This is a genomic window from Streptomyces mabaensis, assembly GCF_053763515.1.
Window position 1 is genome coordinate 16,564 of the sequence record NZ_JBSOPZ010000001.1, and the last position, 19,696, is coordinate 36,259.

General features: G+C 71.6%; 16 protein-coding genes. 2 read left to right on the forward strand and 14 right to left on the reverse strand.

Translation table 11 applies throughout. The features are described from left to right. Window positions 1-78 precede the first annotated feature (78 nt). Complete coding sequence (locus ACWV17_RS00085) at window positions 79-1,524, forward strand: glyceraldehyde-3-phosphate dehydrogenase (RefSeq protein ID WP_455354982.1); 1,446 nt, start codon at window positions 79-81, stop codon at window positions 1,522-1,524. Window positions 1,525-1,605: 81 nt separating this feature from the next. Here ACWV17_RS00085 and ACWV17_RS00090 read toward each other — a convergent pair whose 3' ends face one another. After that, window positions 1,606-3,051: an RsmB/NOP family class I SAM-dependent RNA methyltransferase gene (locus ACWV17_RS00090; RefSeq protein WP_455357958.1), complete on the reverse strand. Its 1,446-nt coding sequence runs from the start codon at window positions 3,049-3,051 to the stop codon at window positions 1,606-1,608. A 62-nt stretch (window positions 3,052-3,113) separates the two neighbouring features. Continuing rightward, window positions 3,114-4,058, reverse strand: a complete 945-nt coding sequence (gene fmt, locus ACWV17_RS00095; protein WP_455357959.1) for a methionyl-tRNA formyltransferase — start codon at window positions 4,056-4,058, stop codon at window positions 3,114-3,116. 221 nt (window positions 4,059-4,279) lie between these two features. Between fmt and ACWV17_RS00100 the strand changes: the two genes are divergently transcribed. Next, window positions 4,280-4,801 carry a hypothetical protein gene (locus tag ACWV17_RS00100; protein WP_455354979.1) on the forward strand — a complete coding sequence of 174 codons (522 nt, stop codon included), beginning with the start codon at window positions 4,280-4,282 and terminating at the stop codon, window positions 4,799-4,801. Window positions 4,802-4,846: 45 nt separating this feature from the next. On the opposite strand, the gene ACWV17_RS00105 is transcribed toward ACWV17_RS00100, so the two are convergent. From ACWV17_RS00105 to ACWV17_RS00160, 12 genes are all read right to left on the reverse strand, one after another. Then, the gene (locus ACWV17_RS00105; protein ID WP_455357960.1) at window positions 4,847-6,991 is read right to left on the reverse strand and encodes a primosomal protein N'; all 2,145 of its coding nucleotides are present in this window, start codon (window positions 6,989-6,991) and stop codon (window positions 4,847-4,849) included. A gap of 108 nt (window positions 6,992-7,099) precedes the next feature. After that, window positions 7,100-8,308, reverse strand: coding sequence for a methionine adenosyltransferase (metK, locus tag ACWV17_RS00110; protein WP_455354977.1), 1,209 nt, complete (start codon window positions 8,306-8,308; stop codon window positions 7,100-7,102). Window positions 8,309-8,548: 240 nt separating this feature from the next. Then, window positions 8,549-9,760, reverse strand: a complete 1,212-nt coding sequence (gene coaBC / locus ACWV17_RS00115) for a bifunctional phosphopantothenoylcysteine decarboxylase/phosphopantothenate--cysteine ligase CoaBC (RefSeq protein WP_455357961.1) — start codon at window positions 9,758-9,760, stop codon at window positions 8,549-8,551. A gap of 98 nt (window positions 9,761-9,858) precedes the next feature. Then, window positions 9,859-10,131: a DNA-directed RNA polymerase subunit omega gene (gene rpoZ, locus ACWV17_RS00120; protein WP_039649019.1), complete on the reverse strand. Its 273-nt coding sequence runs from the start codon at window positions 10,129-10,131 to the stop codon at window positions 9,859-9,861. 27 nt (window positions 10,132-10,158) lie between these two features. Continuing rightward, a complete protein-coding gene (gmk, locus tag ACWV17_RS00125; RefSeq protein WP_455354975.1) occupies window positions 10,159-10,722 on the reverse strand; it encodes a guanylate kinase in 564 nt (187 codons plus the stop codon). Between the two features lie 39 nt (window positions 10,723-10,761). Beyond that, window positions 10,762-11,085, reverse strand: a complete 324-nt coding sequence (locus tag ACWV17_RS00130; RefSeq protein ID WP_014157387.1) for an integration host factor — start codon at window positions 11,083-11,085, stop codon at window positions 10,762-10,764. Window positions 11,086-11,349: 264 nt separating this feature from the next. Beyond that, window positions 11,350-12,189: an orotidine-5'-phosphate decarboxylase gene (gene pyrF, locus ACWV17_RS00135; RefSeq protein WP_455357962.1), complete on the reverse strand. Its 840-nt coding sequence runs from the start codon at window positions 12,187-12,189 to the stop codon at window positions 11,350-11,352. Then, entirely contained in the window at window positions 12,186-13,295 is a 1,110-nt protein-coding gene (locus ACWV17_RS00140) for a quinone-dependent dihydroorotate dehydrogenase (protein ID WP_455357963.1), read from the reverse strand. The genes pyrF and ACWV17_RS00140 overlap by 4 nt, the downstream gene beginning before the upstream one ends. A gap of 80 nt (window positions 13,296-13,375) precedes the next feature. Beyond that, window positions 13,376-16,687, reverse strand: a complete 3,312-nt coding sequence (gene carB / locus ACWV17_RS00145) for a carbamoyl-phosphate synthase large subunit (RefSeq protein ID WP_455357964.1) — start codon at window positions 16,685-16,687, stop codon at window positions 13,376-13,378. Continuing rightward, window positions 16,680-17,816: a glutamine-hydrolyzing carbamoyl-phosphate synthase small subunit gene (gene carA, locus ACWV17_RS00150; RefSeq protein ID WP_455354971.1), complete on the reverse strand. Its 1,137-nt coding sequence runs from the start codon at window positions 17,814-17,816 to the stop codon at window positions 16,680-16,682. Before carA ends, carB begins: the two co-directional genes overlap by 8 nt. After that, entirely contained in the window at window positions 17,813-18,412 is a 600-nt protein-coding gene (locus ACWV17_RS00155; RefSeq protein ID WP_455354970.1) for a PH-like domain-containing protein, read from the reverse strand. Before ACWV17_RS00155 ends, carA begins: the two co-directional genes overlap by 4 nt. Then, the gene (locus ACWV17_RS00160) at window positions 18,409-19,695 is read right to left on the reverse strand and encodes a dihydroorotase (RefSeq protein ID WP_455354969.1); all 1,287 of its coding nucleotides are present in this window, start codon (window positions 19,693-19,695) and stop codon (window positions 18,409-18,411) included. The genes ACWV17_RS00155 and ACWV17_RS00160 overlap by 4 nt, the downstream gene beginning before the upstream one ends. Between the last annotated feature and the right edge of the window lies 1 nt (window position 19,696).

Genomic DNA, 19,696 nt, shown 5'->3' on the forward strand with positions numbered 1-19,696 from the left:
GCCTCAGTCCGGGGCCGAATGATGATCGAAACGGCGGGCGGTTAGCATATGAGCACCGCCTAGCTCGAAAGATGACCTGTGACTGTCAACGAGGACTCGTTCACCAACTGGAAGAACCGCGAAGAGATCGCGGAGTCGATGATCCCGATCATCGGGAAGCTGCACCGGGAGCGGGACGTCACCGTCCTGCTTCACAGCCGCTCCTTGGTGAACAAGTCGGTGGTCAGCATCCTCAAGACCCACCGATTCGCCCGGCAGATCGCCGGTGAGGAACTCTCGGTCACCGAGACACTGCCGTTCCTGCAGGCTCTCACCACGCTCGATCTCGGCCCTGCCCAGATCGACATCGGGATGCTCGCCGCGACGTACAAGAGCGACGACCGGGGCCTGTCGGTCGAGGCCTTCACCGCCGAGGCCGTCGCCGGCGCCACGGGCGCCAACAAGATCGAGCGTCGCGAGCCGCGCGACGTCGTCCTCTACGGCTTCGGCCGCATCGGCCGCCTCGTCGCCCGCCTGCTCATCGAGAAGGCCGGCTCCGGCAACGGCCTGCGCCTGCGCGCCATCGTCGTCCGCCAGGGCGGTGACCAGGACATCGTCAAGCGCGCCTCGCTGCTGCGCCGTGACTCCATCCACGGACAGTTCCAGGGCACGATCACCGTCGACGAGGCGAACAGCACGATCATCGCCAACGGCAACGCGATCAAGGTGATCTACGCGGGCGACCCGTCGGAGGTCGACTACACGGCGTACGGCATCAAGGACGCCATCCTCATCGACAACACCGGCAAGTGGCGCGACCGCGAGGGCCTGTCGACGCACCTGCGCCCCGGCATCGACAAGGTGGTCCTGACCGCGCCGGGCAAGGGCGACGTCCCCAACATCGTGCACGGCGTCAACCACGACACGATCAAGCCGGACGAGCAGATCCTGTCCTGCGCCTCCTGCACCACCAACGCGATCGTCCCGCCGCTGAAGGCGATGGCGGACGAGTACGGCGTCCTGCGCGGCCACGTGGAGACCGTCCACTCGTTCACCAACGACCAGAACCTGCTGGACAATTACCACAAGGCCGACCGCCGCGGCCGCTCGGCGCCGCTCAACATGGTCATCACCGAGACCGGTGCCGCCTCCGCCGTCGCCAAGGCACTGCCCGACCTGAAGGCGCCGATCACCGGCAGCTCGATCCGCGTCCCGGTGCCGGACGTCTCGATCGCGATCCTCAGCCTGCGGCTCGGGCGCGAGACCACCCGCGAGGAGGTCCTGGACTACCTCCGCGACGTCTCGCTGCACTCGCCGCTCAAGCGCCAGATCGACTTCACCACCGCCCCGGACGCGGTCTCCATGGACTTCGTCGGCTCGCGCCACGCCTCGATCGTCGACGCCGGCGCCACCAAGGTCGACGGCGACAACGCGATCCTCTACCTGTGGTACGACAACGAGTTCGGCTACTCCTGCCAGGTCATCCGCGTCGTCCAGCACGTCTCCGGGGTGGAGTACCCGACCTACCCGGCCCCGGTGGTCTGATCCCGGCGGACCGTCCGTAGGAGAGGAGCCCATGCCGGTCGGCATGGGCTCCTCTCCTCCCGCCCTCCGGCGGCCACCGCCTCAGCCCGTGCGCCTCAGCAGGGCGAGGTACATCGCGTCCGTGCCGTGCAGATGCGGCCACAGCTGTACGTCCGGGCCGTCGCCCAGCGCCGGTACTCCGGACATCAGCGGCCGCGCGTCGATCCACTCCGCGTCGGCCGGCTCGGGGTTGCCGCGGCCCTTCAGTACGTCCTCGACGACGATCCGCGTCTCGGCGAGGTGCGGCGAGCAGGTGACGTACCCGACGACACCGCCCACCCGGACCGCCGCCAACGCCTCGCGCAGCAGCGCGCGTTGCAGCGGCGCGAAGCCCTCCAGGTCCTCCGGACGGCGCCGCCAGCGGGCCTCCGGACGGCGGCGCAGCGCGCCGAGACCCGTACAGGGCACATCCATCAGGACCCGGTCGAAGGATCCGGGCCGCCAAGGCGGCCGGGTGCCGTCGGCGGCGATGACCTGGTAGGGACCGGGGTTGCCCGCGAGCGCCCGCTCGACCAGGCGCGCCCGGTGCGGCTGCTTCTCGGAGGCGAGCAGCGACGCGCCCCGCTGCGCGGCCAGCGCGGCCAGCAGGGCCGCCTTGCCTCCGGGGCCCGCGCAGCCGTCGAGCCAGCGCGCGTCGGACCCGTCGACCGGGGCGTTGGCGAGGGCGAGCGCGACGAGCTGGCTGCCCTCGTCCTGCACGCCCGCGCGTCCCTCGCGTACGGCGTCCAGCGCGCCCGGCTCGCCGCCCTCGGCGAGCCGTACGGCGTACGGGGACCAGCGGCCCGGCAGGCCGGAGTCATCGCCCAGCGCCTGAAGCAGTTCGTCGGCCGTGGAGCGGCCCGGCCGGGCGACCAGGGTCACCTCGGGCCGCTCGTTGTCGGCCTCCAGCAGGTCCTCGATGCCGGCCCGGCCGCCGCCGAGGGAGTCCCAGAGCGCGGAGACGACCCAGCGCGGGTGCGAGTGGACGACCGCGAGGTGCTCCTCCGCGTCCTCGTCGTAGGGCGGCGCGACCCGCTCCAGCCAGGCGTCCAGATCATCGGCGGCGATCTTCCGCAGCACCGCGTTCACGAACTTCGCCCGCCCGTCGCCGAGCACCACCCGGGCCAGCTCCACGCTGGACGACACCGCCGCGTGGGTGGGGATCCGGGTGCCGAGGAGCTGGTGGGCGCCGAGCGCCAGGACGTCCAGCACCGGCGGGTCGACCTCGCGCAGCGGCCGGTCGATGCACGCCGAGATGATCGCGTCGTACGTGCCCTGCCGGCGCAGTGTCCCGTACACCAGCTCGGTCGCGAGCGCGGCGTCGCGCGCGTCGAAACCGCCGCCCTCGCGCGCCTTGCGGAGCAGGGGCGGCAGGACGAGGTTCGCGTACGCGTCCCTCTCGTCGACGGCCCGCAGCGCCTCGAAGGCGAGGATCCGGACGGGGTCCTTCTGGGGCCGCCGGTACGGCTTGGGCTGTTTGCCGGGACGGCGACGTGGCTGGTCGTTCACGTGAAAGGTGCTCCGCGGATGGTGAACCGATGGTGTGCTCGGGTGAGAGGGGCCGAGCCCTCTCAGCGTACGTCCGCCTCGCCCAGCCGCTCACCGGGGACGATCCGTACCCCACGCGCCCAGTCGGCGGCCCGCATCGGCTTCTTGCCCTGCGGCTGGACCCAGAGCAGTTCGACGCCGTGGGAACCGGTCCCCGCGTACACGTTGTTCTTGCCCGCGGCCAGCTCGCCGGGCGCGAGACCGGTGCGCTCGGGCAGCAGTTGGAGCGAGACGAGCTTGAGCCGCTCGCCGCGGAACAGCGTCCAGGCGCCGGGCGCGGGCGTGCAGCCGCGCACCAGGCGGTCCACGCGCAGCGCCGGGGCCTGCCAGTCGACCTGGGCGTCCTCGACGTTGATCTTCGGCGCGAGCGAGATGCCCTCGGCGGGCTGCGGTACGGCCTTGAGCGCGCCGTCCTCGATGCCGTCCATGGTGGCGGCGAGCAGTCCGGCGCCCGCGAAGGCGAGCCGGGTCAGCAGGTCGCCACTGGTGTCGGTGGCCCGTACCGTCTCGGTCAGCACGCCGTACACCGGTCCGGAGTCCAGCCCCTCCTCGATGAGAAAGGTGGACGCGCCGGTCACCTCGTCCCCCGCCAGCACGGCGTGCTGGACGGGGGCCGCGCCGCGCCAGGCGGGCAGCAGCGAGAAGTGCAGGTTGACCCAGCCGCGCGCGGGGATGTCCAGGGCTGCCCTGGGGAGGAGCGCGCCGTAGGCGACGACGGGGCAGCAGTCGGGCGCGATCTCGCGCAGCCGCGCCAGGAAGTCCTCGTCGCGCGGCCGGACGGGCTTGAGCACCTCGATACCGGCCTCCTCGGCGCGCTGGGCGACCGGGCTCGCCACCAGGTGGCGGCCGCGCCCGGCGGGCGCGTCGGGCCGTGTGACCACGGCGGCGACCTCGTGCCGGCCGGAGGCGATCAGGGCGTCCAGGGCGGGGACGGCGACCTCGGGGGTGCCTGCGAAGACGAGCTTCACTGGGGGATTACCTCGCTATCTCGTACCGACGAGCAGCGCACCAGTCTAGGGGCCCCCGCCCGAGGGGGCGTACGCACACCGGTGCGCCCCTCGCATATGCCCATACGCCCCCACAGCGTGACCCCGAGGACCGCTGGAGCGTTGGGGTCAAGAGAGATTGACCCCAACGGGCCGCTGTCAGCGGCCGCATCCGTTTCAACGCCGGTTCGAGAGGCTTGTTCATGGCCGACCACGCAACCCACGACGCCCAAGCGCGGGCCAGCCTGCACCTTCTGGTGCGGGACATCGAGCGGGTCCGCCGGCAGGTGGACGCGTTGCGCACGCTCACCGCCCAGCTCGGCAACGTCTACCGTCCGCGCCGCTCCGGCCCCTCCACAGGCTTCGTCGTGTACGGCCGGGCCCCCGCCCCGACCGTCCGCCTCGCCCAGGAGCTGCGGGACAGCGTCGAGACCCTGGTGACCGCGGCCGTGGACTTCGACCGCTCGCTCGGCTTCTCGTGGGACGCGGTGGGTTCGGCGCTCGGCGTCACCAAGCAGGCGGTGCACCGCCGTTACGGGGCGCGGCGCGCGGCGGCGCCGACCGGTACGGCCGAAGTGGCCGAGCATGACGCCGAGTCGGCGGCGACGGCCACCGCGACCAGGCCGCTGCCGGTCGGCGTACCGGCGGCCCGCGCCATGCCGCCGCAGCCCGCGCTGCGCGAAGACCCCCGGGCCGGCGCCTTCCCGGGCCCCCGCAACGGCTGACACCCCGACGGCCACAGCACCCCGTCCCCTCTCCCCCGGCCGGCGTCAGCCGATGTCCGGGGGGTCGATTCTGATGCGGAGGGGGGCGGCTCCGCCGCGTGCCAGCCGGGACGCCTGCGCCGCCTTGAGGGCGGCGGCCAGGGCGGCTCCGCTGCCTGGCCGTACCCGGAGCAGCACCCGCTCCCACACCTCGCCCGGTGGTGGATCACCCGGTCCGCGAGGTCTCCCCGGGGCCGCGACCGGGAGTGGTACCGGCCCCAACACCTCGGCCTCCGACGGGAGTTCCGCCGCGGCGAGGAACTCTGTCAGGGCCTCCGGGCGGCCGGACACCGCGGCCATCCGGGATACGGGCGGGAAGCCCAGCTCGGCTCGCTCCGCGAGCTCCCGGGCCGCGTGCCCGACCGGGTCCCAGCGCACCAGCGCCTGGACCGGCCGCAGCGTCGGTTCGGCGACCACCACGACCGTGCCGCCCTCGTCCTGGCCCCGTACCAGCGACGCCGCACCGATCCAGCGCCGCAGCGCCTCCTCCCCCGCCCGCAGGTCGGGCCGCCCGAGCATGGCCCAGCCGTCGAGCAGCAGCGCGGCCGCGTAGCCGCCGTCGGCGACCGGCTCCGCACCGGGCGTACTGACCACGAGCGCGGGCCCACCCGGCACGGTGTCCAGCACATGCTCGCGCCCGGACGTACGCACCGGAACCGCGGGGAAGGCGCGCCCCAGCTCCTCCGCGGTCCTGCGGGCACCCACGATCTGCGCGCGCAGCCTGGTGCTCCCGCACTCCGGGCACGCCCGGCCGGACTCCGACCGCCCGCACCATCCGCAGCGCAAAGTCCGCTCCTCGGGCGCCTCCAGCGGGCCGGCGCAGTGCGCGCAGCGCGCGGGCGTGCGGCAGCGCTCGCAGGCCAGCCGCGGTACGTACCCCCGGCGCGGCACCTGCACCAGCACCGGACCGGTCTTCAGCCCCTCCCGCACGGTCTGCCAGGCGAGGCTCGGCAGCCGCGCGGCGCGGGCCGCCTCGTCCCGCGCCAGCTCGCCGTCGCCGACCGTACGGATCAGCGGGGCGGCGGCCCGGACCGTCTCGCGGTCGGCGGCCAGCGGCCGGGCCCAGCCCGTCTCGACCAGCTGGGCGGCCTCCACCGTGCAGGTCGTACCGCCGAGCAGGAAGCCGCACCGGTCGGTGGCCGCGCGCAGCAGCAGCACCTCCCGGGCGTGCGGCAGCGGCGCGTGCGGTTCGCTGTGGCTCGAATCCCCGTCGTCCCAGACCGCGACCAGCCCGAGGTCGCGCACCGGGGCGAACATCGCGGCCCGGGTGCCGACCACGGCCCGTACCGAGCCCCGGCGCACGGCGAGCCACTGCCGGTAGCGCTTCTCCGGGCCGGCCTCGGCGGTGAGCAGCGCGTGCCGGCCCTCGCCCAGCACCTCGGTGAGCGCGGCGTCCAGCCGCGCGGCCGTCCGCCCGTCGGGCACGACGACCAGCGCCCCCCGCCCGGAGGCCAGCGTCGCGGCAACGGCCCGGGCCATCTCCGCGGGCCAGTACGGCCCGGGAAGGGCGGTCCACACCGCCCGTGGCGCGCCGCCCCGGGCGAGCGCCTGGAGGAACGCCGGACCCTGCGCGTACCGCGCCCAGGTCGCGGGCTCGGGGGCCGGCGGCGCGGGCAGCGGCTCCGGCGAGGGCTTGGACTCGGCGCGGGAGTTGCGCGGGGGTATCGCCAGCTGCAGTACGTCGGCGAGGCTGCCCGCGTACCGGTCGGCGACCGCACGGGCGAGTGCCAGCAGTTCGGGCCCGAGGACCGGTTCCGGGGAGACGACCTGGGCCAGCGCCGCGAGCGGCCCGTCGTAGTCGGACTCGGCGCGGCGCTCGACGATGAACCCGTCGATCAGCCCGCCGCCCTCGCGGCGCCCTTCGCGCACCCGGTGCGCCCCGGCGCCGAACCGCACCCTGACCCGCACCCCGGGCTGTGCGGCCTCGTCCAGGTCCACCGGCACGGCGTAGTCGAAGTACTGGTCGAGATGGAGGACGCCCTTGTTCACCAGGACCCGGGCGACGGGCAGTTCCCCGGCCAGTGCGGCGCCCCGCCAGGTGCGCGGCTTGGCCTTGGGCACCTGCGTGCGGCGCACGGTCTCCCGGATGAGCGCAAGCTGCTCCGGCGCCCCCGCGGCGGGGGTTTCGGGCTGCTCGTCGTTGCTGCTCACAGCCAAATTCCTACCAGACGCCACTGACACGGCAGACACGTATGGCCCCGGACCGATCCCGGTCCGGGGCCATACGGCACAGCAGGTGTCGTCCGGGGCGGAAAGGCCCTACAGGCCGGCCGCCCTGCGCAGGGCGTCGACGCGGTCGGTGCGCTCCCAGGTGAAGTCCGGCAGCTCGCGGCCGAAGTGGCCGTACGCCGCGGTCTGGGCGTAGATCGGCCGCAGCAGGTCGAGGTCGCGGATGATCGCGGCCGGGCGGAGGTCGAAGACCTCGGCGATGGCGTGCTCGATCTTGTCCACCTCGACGGTGCTGGTGCCGAAGGTCTCCACGAACAGGCCCACCGGCTCGGCCTTGCCGATCGCGTACGCGACCTGGACCTCGCAGCGCGCGGCCAGGCCGGCGGCGACGACGTTCTTGGCGACCCAGCGCATCGCGTACGCAGCGCTGCGGTCCACCTTGGACGGGTCCTTGCCGGAGAACGCACCGCCGCCGTGGCGGGCCATGCCGCCGTACGTGTCGATGATGATCTTCCGGCCGGTCAGACCCGCGTCACCCATCGGGCCGCCGATCTCGAAGCGCCCGGTCGGGTTGACCAGCAGCCGGTAGCCGTCGGTGTCCAGCTTGATGCCGTCGTCGAGCAGCGCCTTCAGCTCCGGCTCCACGACGAACTCACGGATGTCGGGCGCGAGCAGCGAGTCCAGGTCGATGTCGGACGCGTGCTGCGAGGAGACGACGACGGTGTCCAGACGGACCGCCTTGTCGCCGTCGTACTCGATGGTGACCTGGGTCTTGCCGTCGGGGCGCAGGTACGGGATGGTCCCGTTCTTGCGCACCTCGGACAGCCGGCGCGAGAGCCGGTGCGCCAGGTGGATCGGCAGCGGCATCAGCGCGGGCGTCTCGTCGCAGGCGTACCCGAACATCAGGCCCTGGTCACCGGCGCCCTGCTTGTCGAGCTCGTCCTCATCGCCCTCGACGCGCTGCTCGTAGGCCGTGTCGACACCCTGGGCGATGTCCGGGGACTGCGCTCCGATGGACACCGAGACACCGCAGGAGGCGCCGTCGAAGCCCTTCTTCGAGGAGTCGTAGCCGATCTCGAGGATCTTCTCGCGGACGAGGGAGGCGATCGGCGCGTACGCCTTCGTCGTCACCTCACCGGCGATATGCACCAGACCAGTGGTGATCAGGGTCTCGACGGCGACGCGAGAGGTCGGGTCCTCGCGGAGAAGCGCGTCGAGGATCGTGTCGCTGATCTGGTCAGCGATCTTGTCGGGGTGGCCCTCGGTGACAGACTCCGAGGTGAACAGGCGGCGGGACACATCGCTCCCTGGGGTTGCAGCGGCTGCTGGCTGATCATGGGTGGACCGGCCGGAGGCTGCGCCCGGCGTGGTTCCATGACCAGTTTATCTGGCGCTTCCGTCCGGCGGACCACTCGTCTCGCTCCGTGGGAGCTCTGTGACCTGCGGCACTGCATTCTGCGATACGGCAATCCGGCCCTGCAAGGGGACGGATTGCCGTATCTGCCCGATTGAAGACGCCCGCAAGAAGGAATATGGAATTCACCCGAACCGACGCGCCACGAGGTCCCAGACCACGTCGGCGAGGGCTTCCTTGGGGCCGAACGGGACCGGTGTCTCGTCACCGTCGGCGGCGAGCACCACGGCCTCGTTCTCGGCCGAGCCGAAGGTCTTGCGCTCGCCCACCTCGTTGACGACCAGCAGGTCGCAGCCCTTGCGCCGGAGCTTGTCACGGCCGTTGGCGAGCACGTTGTCGGTCTCCGCGGCGAAGCCGACGACGACCTGGCCGGGCCGGGCCCGCTCGGCGGAGATCTCGGCGAGGATGTCGGGGTTGCGCTCCAGGACGACCGGGGCGGGTTCCTGTCCGTCCTTCTTCTTGATCTTGCCTTCGGCGTAGCTGGCGGGCCGGAAGTCGGCCACCGCGGCGGCCATCACCACGGCGTCGGCGTCGCCCGCCGCCTTCAGGACGGCCTCGCGCAGCTGGACGGCGGTGCCGACGCGTACGACGTCGGCGCCCGCCGGGTCCGGCAGTCCCGTGTTGGCCTCGATCAGGGTGACCCGGGCGCCGCGGGCGACCGCGGTACGGGCGAGGGCGTAGCCCTGCCTGCCCGAGGACCGGTTGCCCAGATAGCGCACCGGGTCGAGCGGCTCGCGGGTTCCGCCGGCGCTGATCACGACATGGCGGTCGGCCAGGTCCCGCTCGCCGGCTCCGCGGGCCAGTACCCGGCGGCAGACCTCGAAGATCTCCTCCGGGTCGGGCAGCCGGCCCTTGCCGGTGTCGACTCCGGTGAGCCGCCCGACGGCGGGCTCGATCACGACCGCGCCACGGCGGCGCAGCGTCGCGACGTTCTCCTGGGTGGCGGGGTGCTCCCACATCTCGGTGTGCATGGCCGGCGCGAAGACCACCGGGCAGCGCGCGGTCAGCAGCGTGTTGGTCAGCAGGTCGTCGGCGAGGCCGTGCGCGGCCTTGGCGAGCATGTCGGCGGTGGCCGGGGCGACCACCACCAGGTCGGCGTTCTGGCCGACGCGTACGTGCGGAACCTCGTGGACCGCGTCCCAGACCCCGGTCGAGACCGGGTGCCCCGACAGCGCGGACCATGTCGCCGCCCCGACGAACCGCAGCGCCGAGTCCGTCGGCACCACCCGTACGTCGTGCCCCGACTCGGTCAGCCGCCGCAGCAGCTCGCACGCCTTGTAGGCGGCGATACCGCCGCTCACCCCCAACACGACGCTGACGACCCTCGGCTTGTCCACTGCGTCTCCCGCTCCCGCTGGTGATGGATTCGTACACCCATCTCACACCACAGGCCCGGCAGTCGTGCTGCCGGGCCTGTGGTGAAGAACGGTGACGCCTACTGTGCCGGGCCCTCGATGGCCTCGGACGTCAGCAGACCCGCGTTGATCTCACGCAGGGAGATCGAGAGCGGCTTCTCGTGGACGTGCGTGTCAACGAGCGGACCGACGTACTCGAGCAGGCCCTCACCGAGCTGCGAGTAGTACGCGTTGATCTGACGCGCACGCTTGGCCGCGTAGATCACGAGGCTGTACTTCGAGTCAGTGGCCTCGAGCAGCTCGTCGATCGGCGGGTTGATGATGCCCTCGGGCGCAGTAATGGAAGAGGACACGCTCTACCTTCCGAAGAATGGAAAAGATCAGACAACTTCCATCAAGGCTAGCAGCTCACGGGCCACGTCCTCGACGGAGGTGTTGACCAGGGTGGTGTCGAACTCGGATTCGGCCGCGAGTTCGATCTTGGCAGCCCCGAGCCGGCGCTCGATGACCTCGGGCGCCTCGGTGCCCCGGCCGGTGAGCCGGCGGACCAGTTCGTCCCAGCTCGGCGGCGCGAGAAAGACCAGCTGGGCCTCCGGCATGGACTCCCGGACCAGCCGCGCACCCTGCAGGTCGATCTCGAGCAGCACCGGCTCGCCGGCCTCCAGACGCTCGAGCACGGCGTGCCGGGGCGTGCCGTACCGGTTGCCCGCGAACTCGGCCCACTCCAGCAGCTCACCGTTGGCGACCAGCTTGTCGAACTCCTCGTCGGTGACGAAGAAGTACTGGACGCCGTGACGCTCACCGGGGCGCGGCTTTCGGGTGGTGGCCGACACCGAGAGCCATACCTCGGGGTGGACCTTGCGCATATGCGCGACGACCGTGCTCTTCCCCACCCCGGAGGGGCCGGAGAGCACGGTCAGCCGCGGACGAACCTCTGCTGCCATGGAGCAGATTATCCAGGTTCCCAGGGGTGCCTGAGAACGTCAGGCGGCACTGCCGCCGAACTCGCGCTCCAGAGAGGCGATCTGGTTGGACCCGAGGCCGCGCACACGGCGGCTTTCGGAGATGCCGAGTCGCTCCATGATCTGCTTGGCGCGGACCTTGCCCACGCCCGGCAGGGACTCCAGGAGGGCGGAGACCTTCATCTTGCCGATGACGTCGTTCTCCTGGCCCTGCTTGATGACCTCGTGGAGGGAGGCGCCGGAGTGCTTGAGTCGATTCTTCACCTCGGCCCGCTCCCGGCGAGCCGCGGCGGCCTTTTCGAGCGCGGCTGCGCGCTGTTCAGGGGTAAGGGGCGGAAGAGCCACGCCTACGTCACCTCGGATGTCGAACTGTCGGATACGGACCGGTGAGGAACCTGGTCGCCCCACACCGGGCGAGCGACGCACACCTCACGTGCACGTTCACTCTCGACGGAGACTAGCGGCCATAGGCGCTCCAGTCAGCGAGAACGCAGTAAAAGTCCTGGTCAGCATCGATCCGGCTGTACATTTCGGGCAAAATCGCCCGGGATTCGAGCCAGGACGTCCTCAACCGGGCCGGTAACGCGCGGATGCCAGGGCCGACGGGCCCTACGCTCCGCCGACCGCCGCCCGGACCTCGTCGGCGTACCGGGCCGCCGACTCGCGCAGCGCCGCCGCGTCCGGACCGTGCCGGAGCACGCCCCGGCTCACGCTCGGCAGCACGTTGCCCACCGCGGCGCCGAAGACGCCCGGCAGGTCGGCCGGGGTCGCCCCCTGGGCGCCGATGCCCGGGGCGAGCAGCGGGCCGTTGACGGCGAGGTCCGCGCCCGCGTCGCCGAGCGTCGCGCCGACCACGGCGCCGACCGAGCCGAGCGGCTGGGCGTCCTCGTTCTCGGCGGCGATGTGGTCGAGCATCACCTGGGCCAGCGAGCGCCCGTCCGCCGCGGTCGAGCGCTGCACCTCGGCGCCCTCGGGGTTCGAGGTCAGGGCGAGGACGAAGACGCCGCAGCCACCGAGGACGGCGGCGTCCAGCGCGGGGCGCAGCGAGCCGAAACCGAGGTACGGCGAGAGGGTCACCGCGTCCGAGAACAGCGGCGAGTCCTTGTGGAGGTAGGTCTCCGCGTACGCGCCCATCGTGGAGCCGATGTCACCGCGCTTGGCGTCCATCAGGACCAGCGCACCGGCGGCCCGCGCCTCCTCGACGGCCTTCTCCAGTACGGCGATGCCGCGCGAGCCGAAGCGCTCGTAGAACGCGGACTGCGGCTTGAGGACGGCGACCCGGTCGGCCAGCGCCTCGACGACCGTCCGGGTGAAGCGCTCCAGGCCGGTGATGTCGTCGTTCAGGCCCCAGGCGGTCAGCAGCGACGCGTGCGGGTCGATGCCGACGCAGAGCGGGCCGCGGGTGTCCATGGCGTGGCGCAGCCGGGTACCGAAGGGTTCGGGAGTCACGGGGTGGCCTTTCGGGTCTGGGCGCCGACGGCCTCGGCGAGGGTGGCGTACGGGGAGGCCGCGAGCCGGGCGGCCAGTCCCTTGTGGATGGCGCGGGCCCAGAAGGGACCCTCGTAGACGAAGGCGCTGTAGCCCTGGACGAGGGTGGCGCCGGCCAGGATGCGCTGCCAGGCGTCCTCGGCGTTCTCGATGCCGCCGACCCCGACCAGCGTGATCCGGTCGCCCACGCGTCCGTACAGGCGCCGCAGGACCTCCAGGGAGCGTTCCTTGACCGGGGCGCCCGAGAGCCCGCCGGTCTCCTTGACCAGGGCCGGGCCGGAGCGCAGGCCGAGGCCGTCGCGCGCGATGGTGGTGTTGGTGGCGATGATGCCGTCCAGACCGAGCTCGACCGCGAGGTCCGCGACGGCGTCGACGTCCTCGTCCGCCAGGTCGGGCGCGATCTTGACCAGGAGCGGCACCCGGCGGTCGGTCACCGTACGGTCGGCGGCCTCCCGTACGGCGGTCAGCAGCGGGCGCAGCGACTCGGTGGCCTGCAGGTTGCGCAGGCCGGGCGTGTTCGGGGAGGACACGTTGACGACGAGGTAGTCGGCGTGGACGGCGAGGCGCTCGGTGGAGGTGACGTAGTCGCCGGCCGCCTCGGCCTCGGGGACGACCTTGGTCTTGCCGATGTTGACGCCGACCGTCGTCCGGAAGAGGGCTTTCCGGGCGGCGAGGCGCTGCGCGACGGCCGCGGAGCCCTCGTTGTTGAAGCCCATGCGGTTGATCAGCGCACGGTCGGCCACCAGGCGGAACAGCCGCTGCTTGGGGTTGCCGGGCTGCGGCAGCGCGGTGACCGTGCCGATCTCGACATGGTCGAAGCCGAGCATCGTCATCCCGTCGATCGCCACGGCGTTCTTGTCGAAGCCGGCCGCGAGACCGAACGGGCCGTGCATGCGCAGGCCCAGCGCCTCCGTACGCAGCGACTCGTAGCGGGGCGCGAGGGCGGCCGCGATGAACGTACGCAGCACCGGGACGCGGACGGCGAGGCGGATCCAGCGGAAGGCCAGGTAGTGGGCCTGCTCGGGGTCCATCCGCTTGAAGACCAGGTTGAAGAAGAGCTTGTACATGGCGTGCCTTCTGGGCGAGGGGCGGGAGTGGACATCTCGCGAAGAGGGGGACACCGCATCCGGTGTCCCCCTCGTGCGCCCTACTCCTCGCGGGCCGCGATCAGATGCTCCGCGTGTTCCTGGAGGGAACGGACGCCGACGTCTCCGCCGTTGAGCGCGTCGATGCCCTGGACGGCGGCCGCGAGGGCCTGGACCGTCGTCAGGCACGGGACCGAGCGGGCGACGGCCGCGGTGCGGATCTCGTACCCGTCGAGGCGGCCGCCGGTGCCGTACGGGGTGTTGACGATCAGGTCGACCTGGCCGTCGTGGATGAGCTGGACGATGGTCTTCTCGCCGTTCGGGCCCTCGCCCTCGCTGAGCTTGCGCACCACGGTGGCGTTGATGCCGTTGCGGCGCAGCACCTCGGCGGTGCCGGAGGTGGCGAGCAGTTCGAAGCCGTGGGCGACGAGTTCGCGCGCGGGGAAGATCATCGAGCGCTTGTCGCGGTTGGCGACCGAGATGAACGCGCGGCCCTTGGTGGGCAGCGGGCCGTACGCCCCGGCCTGCGACTTGGCGTACGCCGTGCCGAAGACCGAGTCGATGCCCATGACCTCGCCGGTGGAGCGCATCTCCGGGCCGAGGACGGTGTCCACGCCGCGCCCCTGGATGTCGCGGAAGCGGCTCCACGGCATCACGGCCTCCTTGACGGAGATCGGCGCGTCCAGCGGGAGGGTGCCGCCGTCGCCGTTCCTCGGCAGCAGGCCTTCGGCGCGCAGCTCGGCGATGGTCGCGCCCAGCGAGATACGGGCGGCGGCCTTGGCCAGCGGTACCGCGGTCGCCTTCGAGGTGAAGGGGACGGTCCGCGAGGCGCGCGGGTTGGCCTCCAGGACGTACAGGATGTCGCCGGCCATCGCGAACTGGATGTTGATCAGTCCACGGACACCGACACCGTGCGCGATGGCCTCGGTGGAGGCCCGCAGCCGCTTGATGTCGAAGCCGCCGAGGGTGATCGGGGGCAGGGCACAGGCGGAATCGCCGGAATGGATGCCGGCCTCCTCGATGTGCTCCATGACGCCGCCGAGGTAGAGCTCGGTGCCGTCGTAGAGCGCGTCGACGTCGATCTCGATCGCGTCGTCGAGGAAGCGGTCGACCAGGACCGGCCGGGTGGGGCTGATCTCGGTGGACTCGGCGATGTACGAGGAGAGGCGGGTCTCGTCGTACACGATCTCCATGCCGCGGCCGCCGAGCACGTACGACGGGCGGACCAGGACCGGGTAGCCGATCTCGTCGGCGATGGCCTTCGCCTCGTCGAACGTGGTCGCGGTGCCGTGCTTGGGTGCCGGCAGGCCCGCCTCGGCGAGTACCCGGCCGAACGCGCCGCGGTCCTCGGCGGCGTGGATCGCCTCGGGCGGGGTGCCGACGACCGGTACGCCGTTGTCCTTGAGCGCCTGCGCGAGACCCAGCGGGGTCTGGCCGCCGAGCTGGACGACGACGCCCGCGATCGGGCCGGCGAGGGACTCGGCGTGGACGATCTCCAGGACGTCCTCCAGGGTGAGCGGCTCGAAATAGAGCCGGTCGGAGGTGTCGTAGTCGGTGGAGACGGTCTCGGGGTTGCAGTTGACCATCACTGTCTCGTAGCCGGCGTCGCTGAGCGCGAAGGAGGCGTGGACACAGGAGTAGTCGAACTCGATGCCCTGGCCGATGCGGTTCGGGCCGGAGCCGAGGATGATCACGGCGGCCTTCTCGCGCGGCGCGACCTCGTTCTCCTCGTCGTACGAGGAGTAGAAGTACGGGGTCTTGGCGGCGAACTCGGCGGCGCAGGTGTCGACCGTCTTGTAGACCGGGCGGACGCCGAGGGCGTGCCGGACCTCACGGACGACGTCCTCGCGCAGGTCCCGGATCTCGGCGATCTGGGCGTCGGAGAAGCCGTGCCGCTTGGCGTCGGCGAGCAGTTCGGGGCCGAGCTTGTCGGCGCCGGCCAGCTCGTCCGCGTACTCCTTGATCAGGAAGAGCTGGTCGACGAACCACGGGTCGATCTTCGTGGCGTCGAAGATCTCCTGCGGGGTGGCGCCGGCCCGGACGGCCTGCATGACGGTGTTGATCCGGCCGTCGGTGGGGACCTTGGCGGTCTCCAGCAGTTCGGCCTTGTCGCCCGGCTCTCCGGTGAAGGAGAACTGGGAGCCCTTCTTCTCCAGCGAGCGCAGCGCTTTCTGCAGGGCCTCGGTGAAGTTGCGGCCGATGGCCATGGCCTCGCCCACCGACTTCATGGTGGTGGTGAGGCTCGCGTCGGCGAGCGGGAACTTCTCGAAGGCGAAGCGCGGCACCTTGACCACGACGTAGTCGAGGGTGGGCTCGAAGGACGCCGGGGTCTTCTCGGTGATGTCGTTGGGGATCTCGTCCAGCGTGTAGCCGACGGCGAGCCGGGCGGCGATCTTCGCGATCGGGAAGCCGGTCGCCTTCGACGCGAGCGCCGAGGACCGCGACACCCGGGGGTTCATCTCGATGACGATGATCCGGCCGTCGTCCGGGTTGACCGCGAACTGGATGTTGCAGCCGCCGGTGTCGACGCCGACCTCGCGGATGATCGCGATGCCGATGTCGCGCAGCCGCTGGTACTCGCGGTCGGTCAGGGTCATCGCCGGCGCGACGGTGATCGAGTCGCCGGTGTGCACGCCCATCGGGTCGAAGTTCTCGATGGAGCAGACGACCACGACGTTGTCGTGCTTGTCGCGCATCAGCTCCAGCTCGTACTCCTTCCAGCCGAGGATGGACTCCTCCAGGAGCACCTCGGTGGTCGGGGAGAGGGTGAGGCCCTGGCCGGCGATCCGGCGCAGCTCGTCCTCGTTGTGGGCGAAGCCGGAGCCGGCGCCGCCCATGGTGAAGGAGGGGCGGACGACGACGGGGTAGCCGCCGAGCTCCTCGACTCCCTTGAGGACGTCGTCCATGGAGTGGCAGATGACCGAGCGGGCGGACTCGCCGTAACCGATCTTGGCGTTGACGGCCTCGACGACGCCCTTGAACAGGTCGCGGTCCTCGCCCTTGTTGATCGCCTCGACGTTGGCGCCGATGAGCTCCACGCCGTACTTCTGCAGGACGCCCTGCTCGTGCATGGAGATCGCGGTGTTGAGCGCGGTCTGGCCGCCGAGGGTCGGCAGCAGCGCGTCGGGGCGCTCCTTGGCGATGATCTTCTCGACGAACTCCGGGGTGATCGGCTCGACGTACGTGGCGTCGGCGATCTCCGGGTCGGTCATGATCGTGGCCGGGTTGGAGTTGACGAGGATGACCCGCAGGCCCTCGGCCTTCAGGACCCGGCATGCCTGGGTACCGGAGTAGTCGAACTCGGCGGCCTGGCCGATGACGATCGGGCCGGAGCCGATGACCAGGACGGACTGGATATCGGTGCGCTTAGGCACGCTGGCCCTCCATGAGCTTGACGAAGCGGTCGAACAGGTACGCGGCGTCGTGCGGGCCCGCGGCCGCTTCGGGGTGGTACTGGACGCTGAATGCCGGCTGGTCGAGCAGTTGGAGGCCTTCCACCACGTTGTCGTTGAGACACACGTGGGAGACCTCGGCCCGGCCGTAGGGCGTGTCGGAGACCTTGTCGAGCGGTGCGTCGACGGCGAATCCGTGGTTGTGCGCGGTGACCTCGACCTTGCCGGTCGTACGGTCCTGGACGGGCTGGTTGATGCCGCGGTGGCCGTACTTCAGCTTGTACGTGCCGAAGCCGAGCGAGCGGCCCAGCAGCTGGTTGCCGAAGCAGATCCCGAAGAGCGGGGTCTTGCGCTCCAGGACCGCCTTGATGACGGTGAGGTCGGCGGTGGCGGGGTCGCCGGGGCCGTTGGAGAGGAACACGCCGTCGGGGTCGACCGCGTACACCTCCTCCGCGGTGGCGGTGGCGGGCAGGACGTGCACCTCGATGCCGCGCTCGGCCATCCGGTGCGGGGTCATGCCCTTGATGCCCAGGTCTATGGCGGCGACGGTGAAGCGCTTGGTGCCGATCGCGGGGACGACGTAAGCCTCCTTGGTCGCGACCTCGGCGGACAGGTTCGCGCCCACCATCTCGGCGCCCTGGCGCACCTTGGCCAGCAGCATGCCCTCGTCGGCGATGGCGTTGCCGGAGAAGATCCCGACGCGCATGGCGCCGCGCTCGCGCAGGTGGCGGGTGAGCGCGCGGGTGTCGATACCGCTGATGCCGACGACGCCCTGGGCGGTCAGCTCCTCGTCGAGGGAGCGGCGGGAGCGCCAGTTCGAGGGGATGCGGGCGGGGTCGCGTACGACGTACCCGGCGACCCAGATCTTCTTCGACTCGTCGTCCTCGTCGTTGACGCCCGTGTTGCCGACGTGCGGAGCGGTCATCACGACGACCTGGCGGTGGTACGACGGGTCGGTCAGGGTCTCCTGGTAACCGGTCATGCCGGTGTTGAAGACCGCCTCGCCGAAGGTCTCCCCCACGGCCCCGTAGGCGCGGCCGCGGAAGCTGCGGCCGTCCTCCAGTACGAGTACGGCGGGAGCCTTGCCGGCTCCCCGGGTGGAGGTGGTCATCGTGCGCCTTCCGTCGTGCTGTTCAGAGTGTTCGGTGTGCTCATCGTGCTGGTGGTGGTGATCGCCTCGACCCAGGCGGCGTGTTCGGCCGCGCGGTCGGAGCGGAAGCCGGAGTCGATCAGCCGGTCGCCGTGCTGCCAGGTGACGATCAGCAGTCCGCCCTCGGCGAGGACCTTTCCTGCGATGCCCTTGTCGAGCCTGGCCTCGCGCAGGGCCGTGGCCGGTACGAAGAAGTCGGCCGCCCCGGGGCGTACGACATCGAGTCCGGCGTCGGTCAGCGTCAGCTCGACGCGGCTGCGGGTGCCCAGGCCGTGCGCCACGATCCGGTCGAGCCACTGGCCCGCGGTCGTCGAGCCGTGGTAGCGGCCGGTCATGGTGAGCCGGGCCTCGGGCAGGCCGTCCGGCCGGGTGATCAGCTCGGGCAGGTCACCCTGCAGGGTGCCGCGCCACTTCCAGCCCTGCCGCATCAGCCAGTAGACGAGGGCGATGAAGAGCAGCAGCCCGACGACCCAGCCGATCCTTGCCGCCCAGTCCGTCACCTCCGCCGATTTCCGCTCGGCCGCGAGGTTGACCAGATTGCTCAGTGCAGGTGTCACGCCAGCTTCCCGTCCACGACCGTAGCCCGGCCCCGCAGGAAGGTGTGGGTGACGCGTCCCGGCAGCTCACGCCCCTCGTAGGGGGTGTTGCGGCTGCGAGAGGCGAAGCCCGCGGGGTCCACGAGTCCACGGTATGCCGGATCGACCAGGGTGAGGTTCGCGGGCTCACCAGCCGAGACGGGCCGGCCGTGGCCGTCCAGGCGGCCGATGGCGGCCGGGCGGAAGGACATCCGGTCGGCGACGCCGGCCCAGTCGATCAGACCGGTCTCGACCATGGTCTGCTGGACGACGGAGAGCGCGGTCTCCAGGCCCACCATGCCCATGGCGGCCGCGGCCCACTCGCAGTCCTTGTCCTCGTGCGGGTGCGGGGCGTGGTCGGTGGCGACGCAGTCGATGGTGCCGTCCGCCAGGGCCTCACGCAGGGCCATGACGTCGGTCTCGGTGCGCAGCGGCGGGTTCACCTTGTAGACCGGGTTGTACGTGCGGACGAGTTCGTCGGTCAGCAGCAGGTGGTGCGGGGTCACCTCGGCGGTGACGTTCCAGCCCTTGGACTTGGCCCAGCGGACGATCTCGACCGAGCCGGCCGTGGAGAGGTGGCAGATGTGCACGCGTGAGCCGACGTGCGCGGCGAGGAGGACATCGCGGGCGATGATCGACTCCTCGGCGACGGCCGGCCAGCCGCCGAGCCCCAGCTCGGCGGAGACGATGCCCTCGTTCATCTGGGCGCCCTCGGTGAGGCGGGGCTCCTGGGCGTGCTGGGCGACGACGCCGTCGAACGCCTTCACGTACTCCAGGGCGCGCCGCATGATCACCGCGTCGTCGACGCACTTGCCGTCGTCGGAGAAGACCTTCACGCCCGCGGCGGAGTCGTGCATGGCACCGAGCTCGGCGAGCTGCTTGCCCTCCAGGCCCACGGTGACGGCGCCGACGGGCTGCACGTCGCAGTAGCCGGACTCCCTGCCGAGCCGCCAGACCTGCTCGACGACGCCGGCGGTGTCGGCGACCGGGAAGGTGTTGGCCATGGCGTGCACGGCGGTGTAGCCGCCGACCGCGGCCGCCTTGGTCCCGGTCAGGACCGTCTCGGAGTCCTCGCGGCCCGGCTCGCGCAGGTGGGTGTGCAGGTCGACCAGGCCGGGCAGCAGGATCCGGCCGGCGGCCTCGACCACGGTGGCGTCGCCCGCTTCGATGCCCGTACCGACCTGGGCGATGGTCTCGCCGTCGATCAGGACGTCCTGCGGCTCGCCGCCGAGGACCTTCGCGCCGCGGATAAGGATCTTGCTCATG

What these genes read in the sequence shown, in the direction of transcription:
- ACWV17_RS00140 (WP_455357963.1), bottom strand. Translation starts at nt 13,295, where the DNA reads ATGTACAAGCTCTTCTTCAACCTGGTCTTCAAGCGGATGGACCCCGAG.
- carA (WP_455354971.1), bottom strand. Translation starts at nt 17,816, where the DNA reads ATGACCACCTCCACCCGGGGAGCCGGCAAGGCTCCCGCCGTACTCGTA.
- ACWV17_RS00100 (WP_455354979.1), top strand. Translation starts at nt 4,280, where the DNA reads ATGGCCGACCACGCAACCCACGACGCCCAAGCGCGGGCCAGCCTGCAC.
- ACWV17_RS00160 (WP_455354969.1), bottom strand. Translation starts at nt 19,695, where the DNA reads ATGAGCAAGATCCTTATCCGCGGCGCGAAGGTCCTCGGCGGCGAGCCG.
- gmk (WP_455354975.1), bottom strand. Translation starts at nt 10,722, where the DNA reads ATGGCAGCAGAGGTTCGTCCGCGGCTGACCGTGCTCTCCGGCCCCTCC.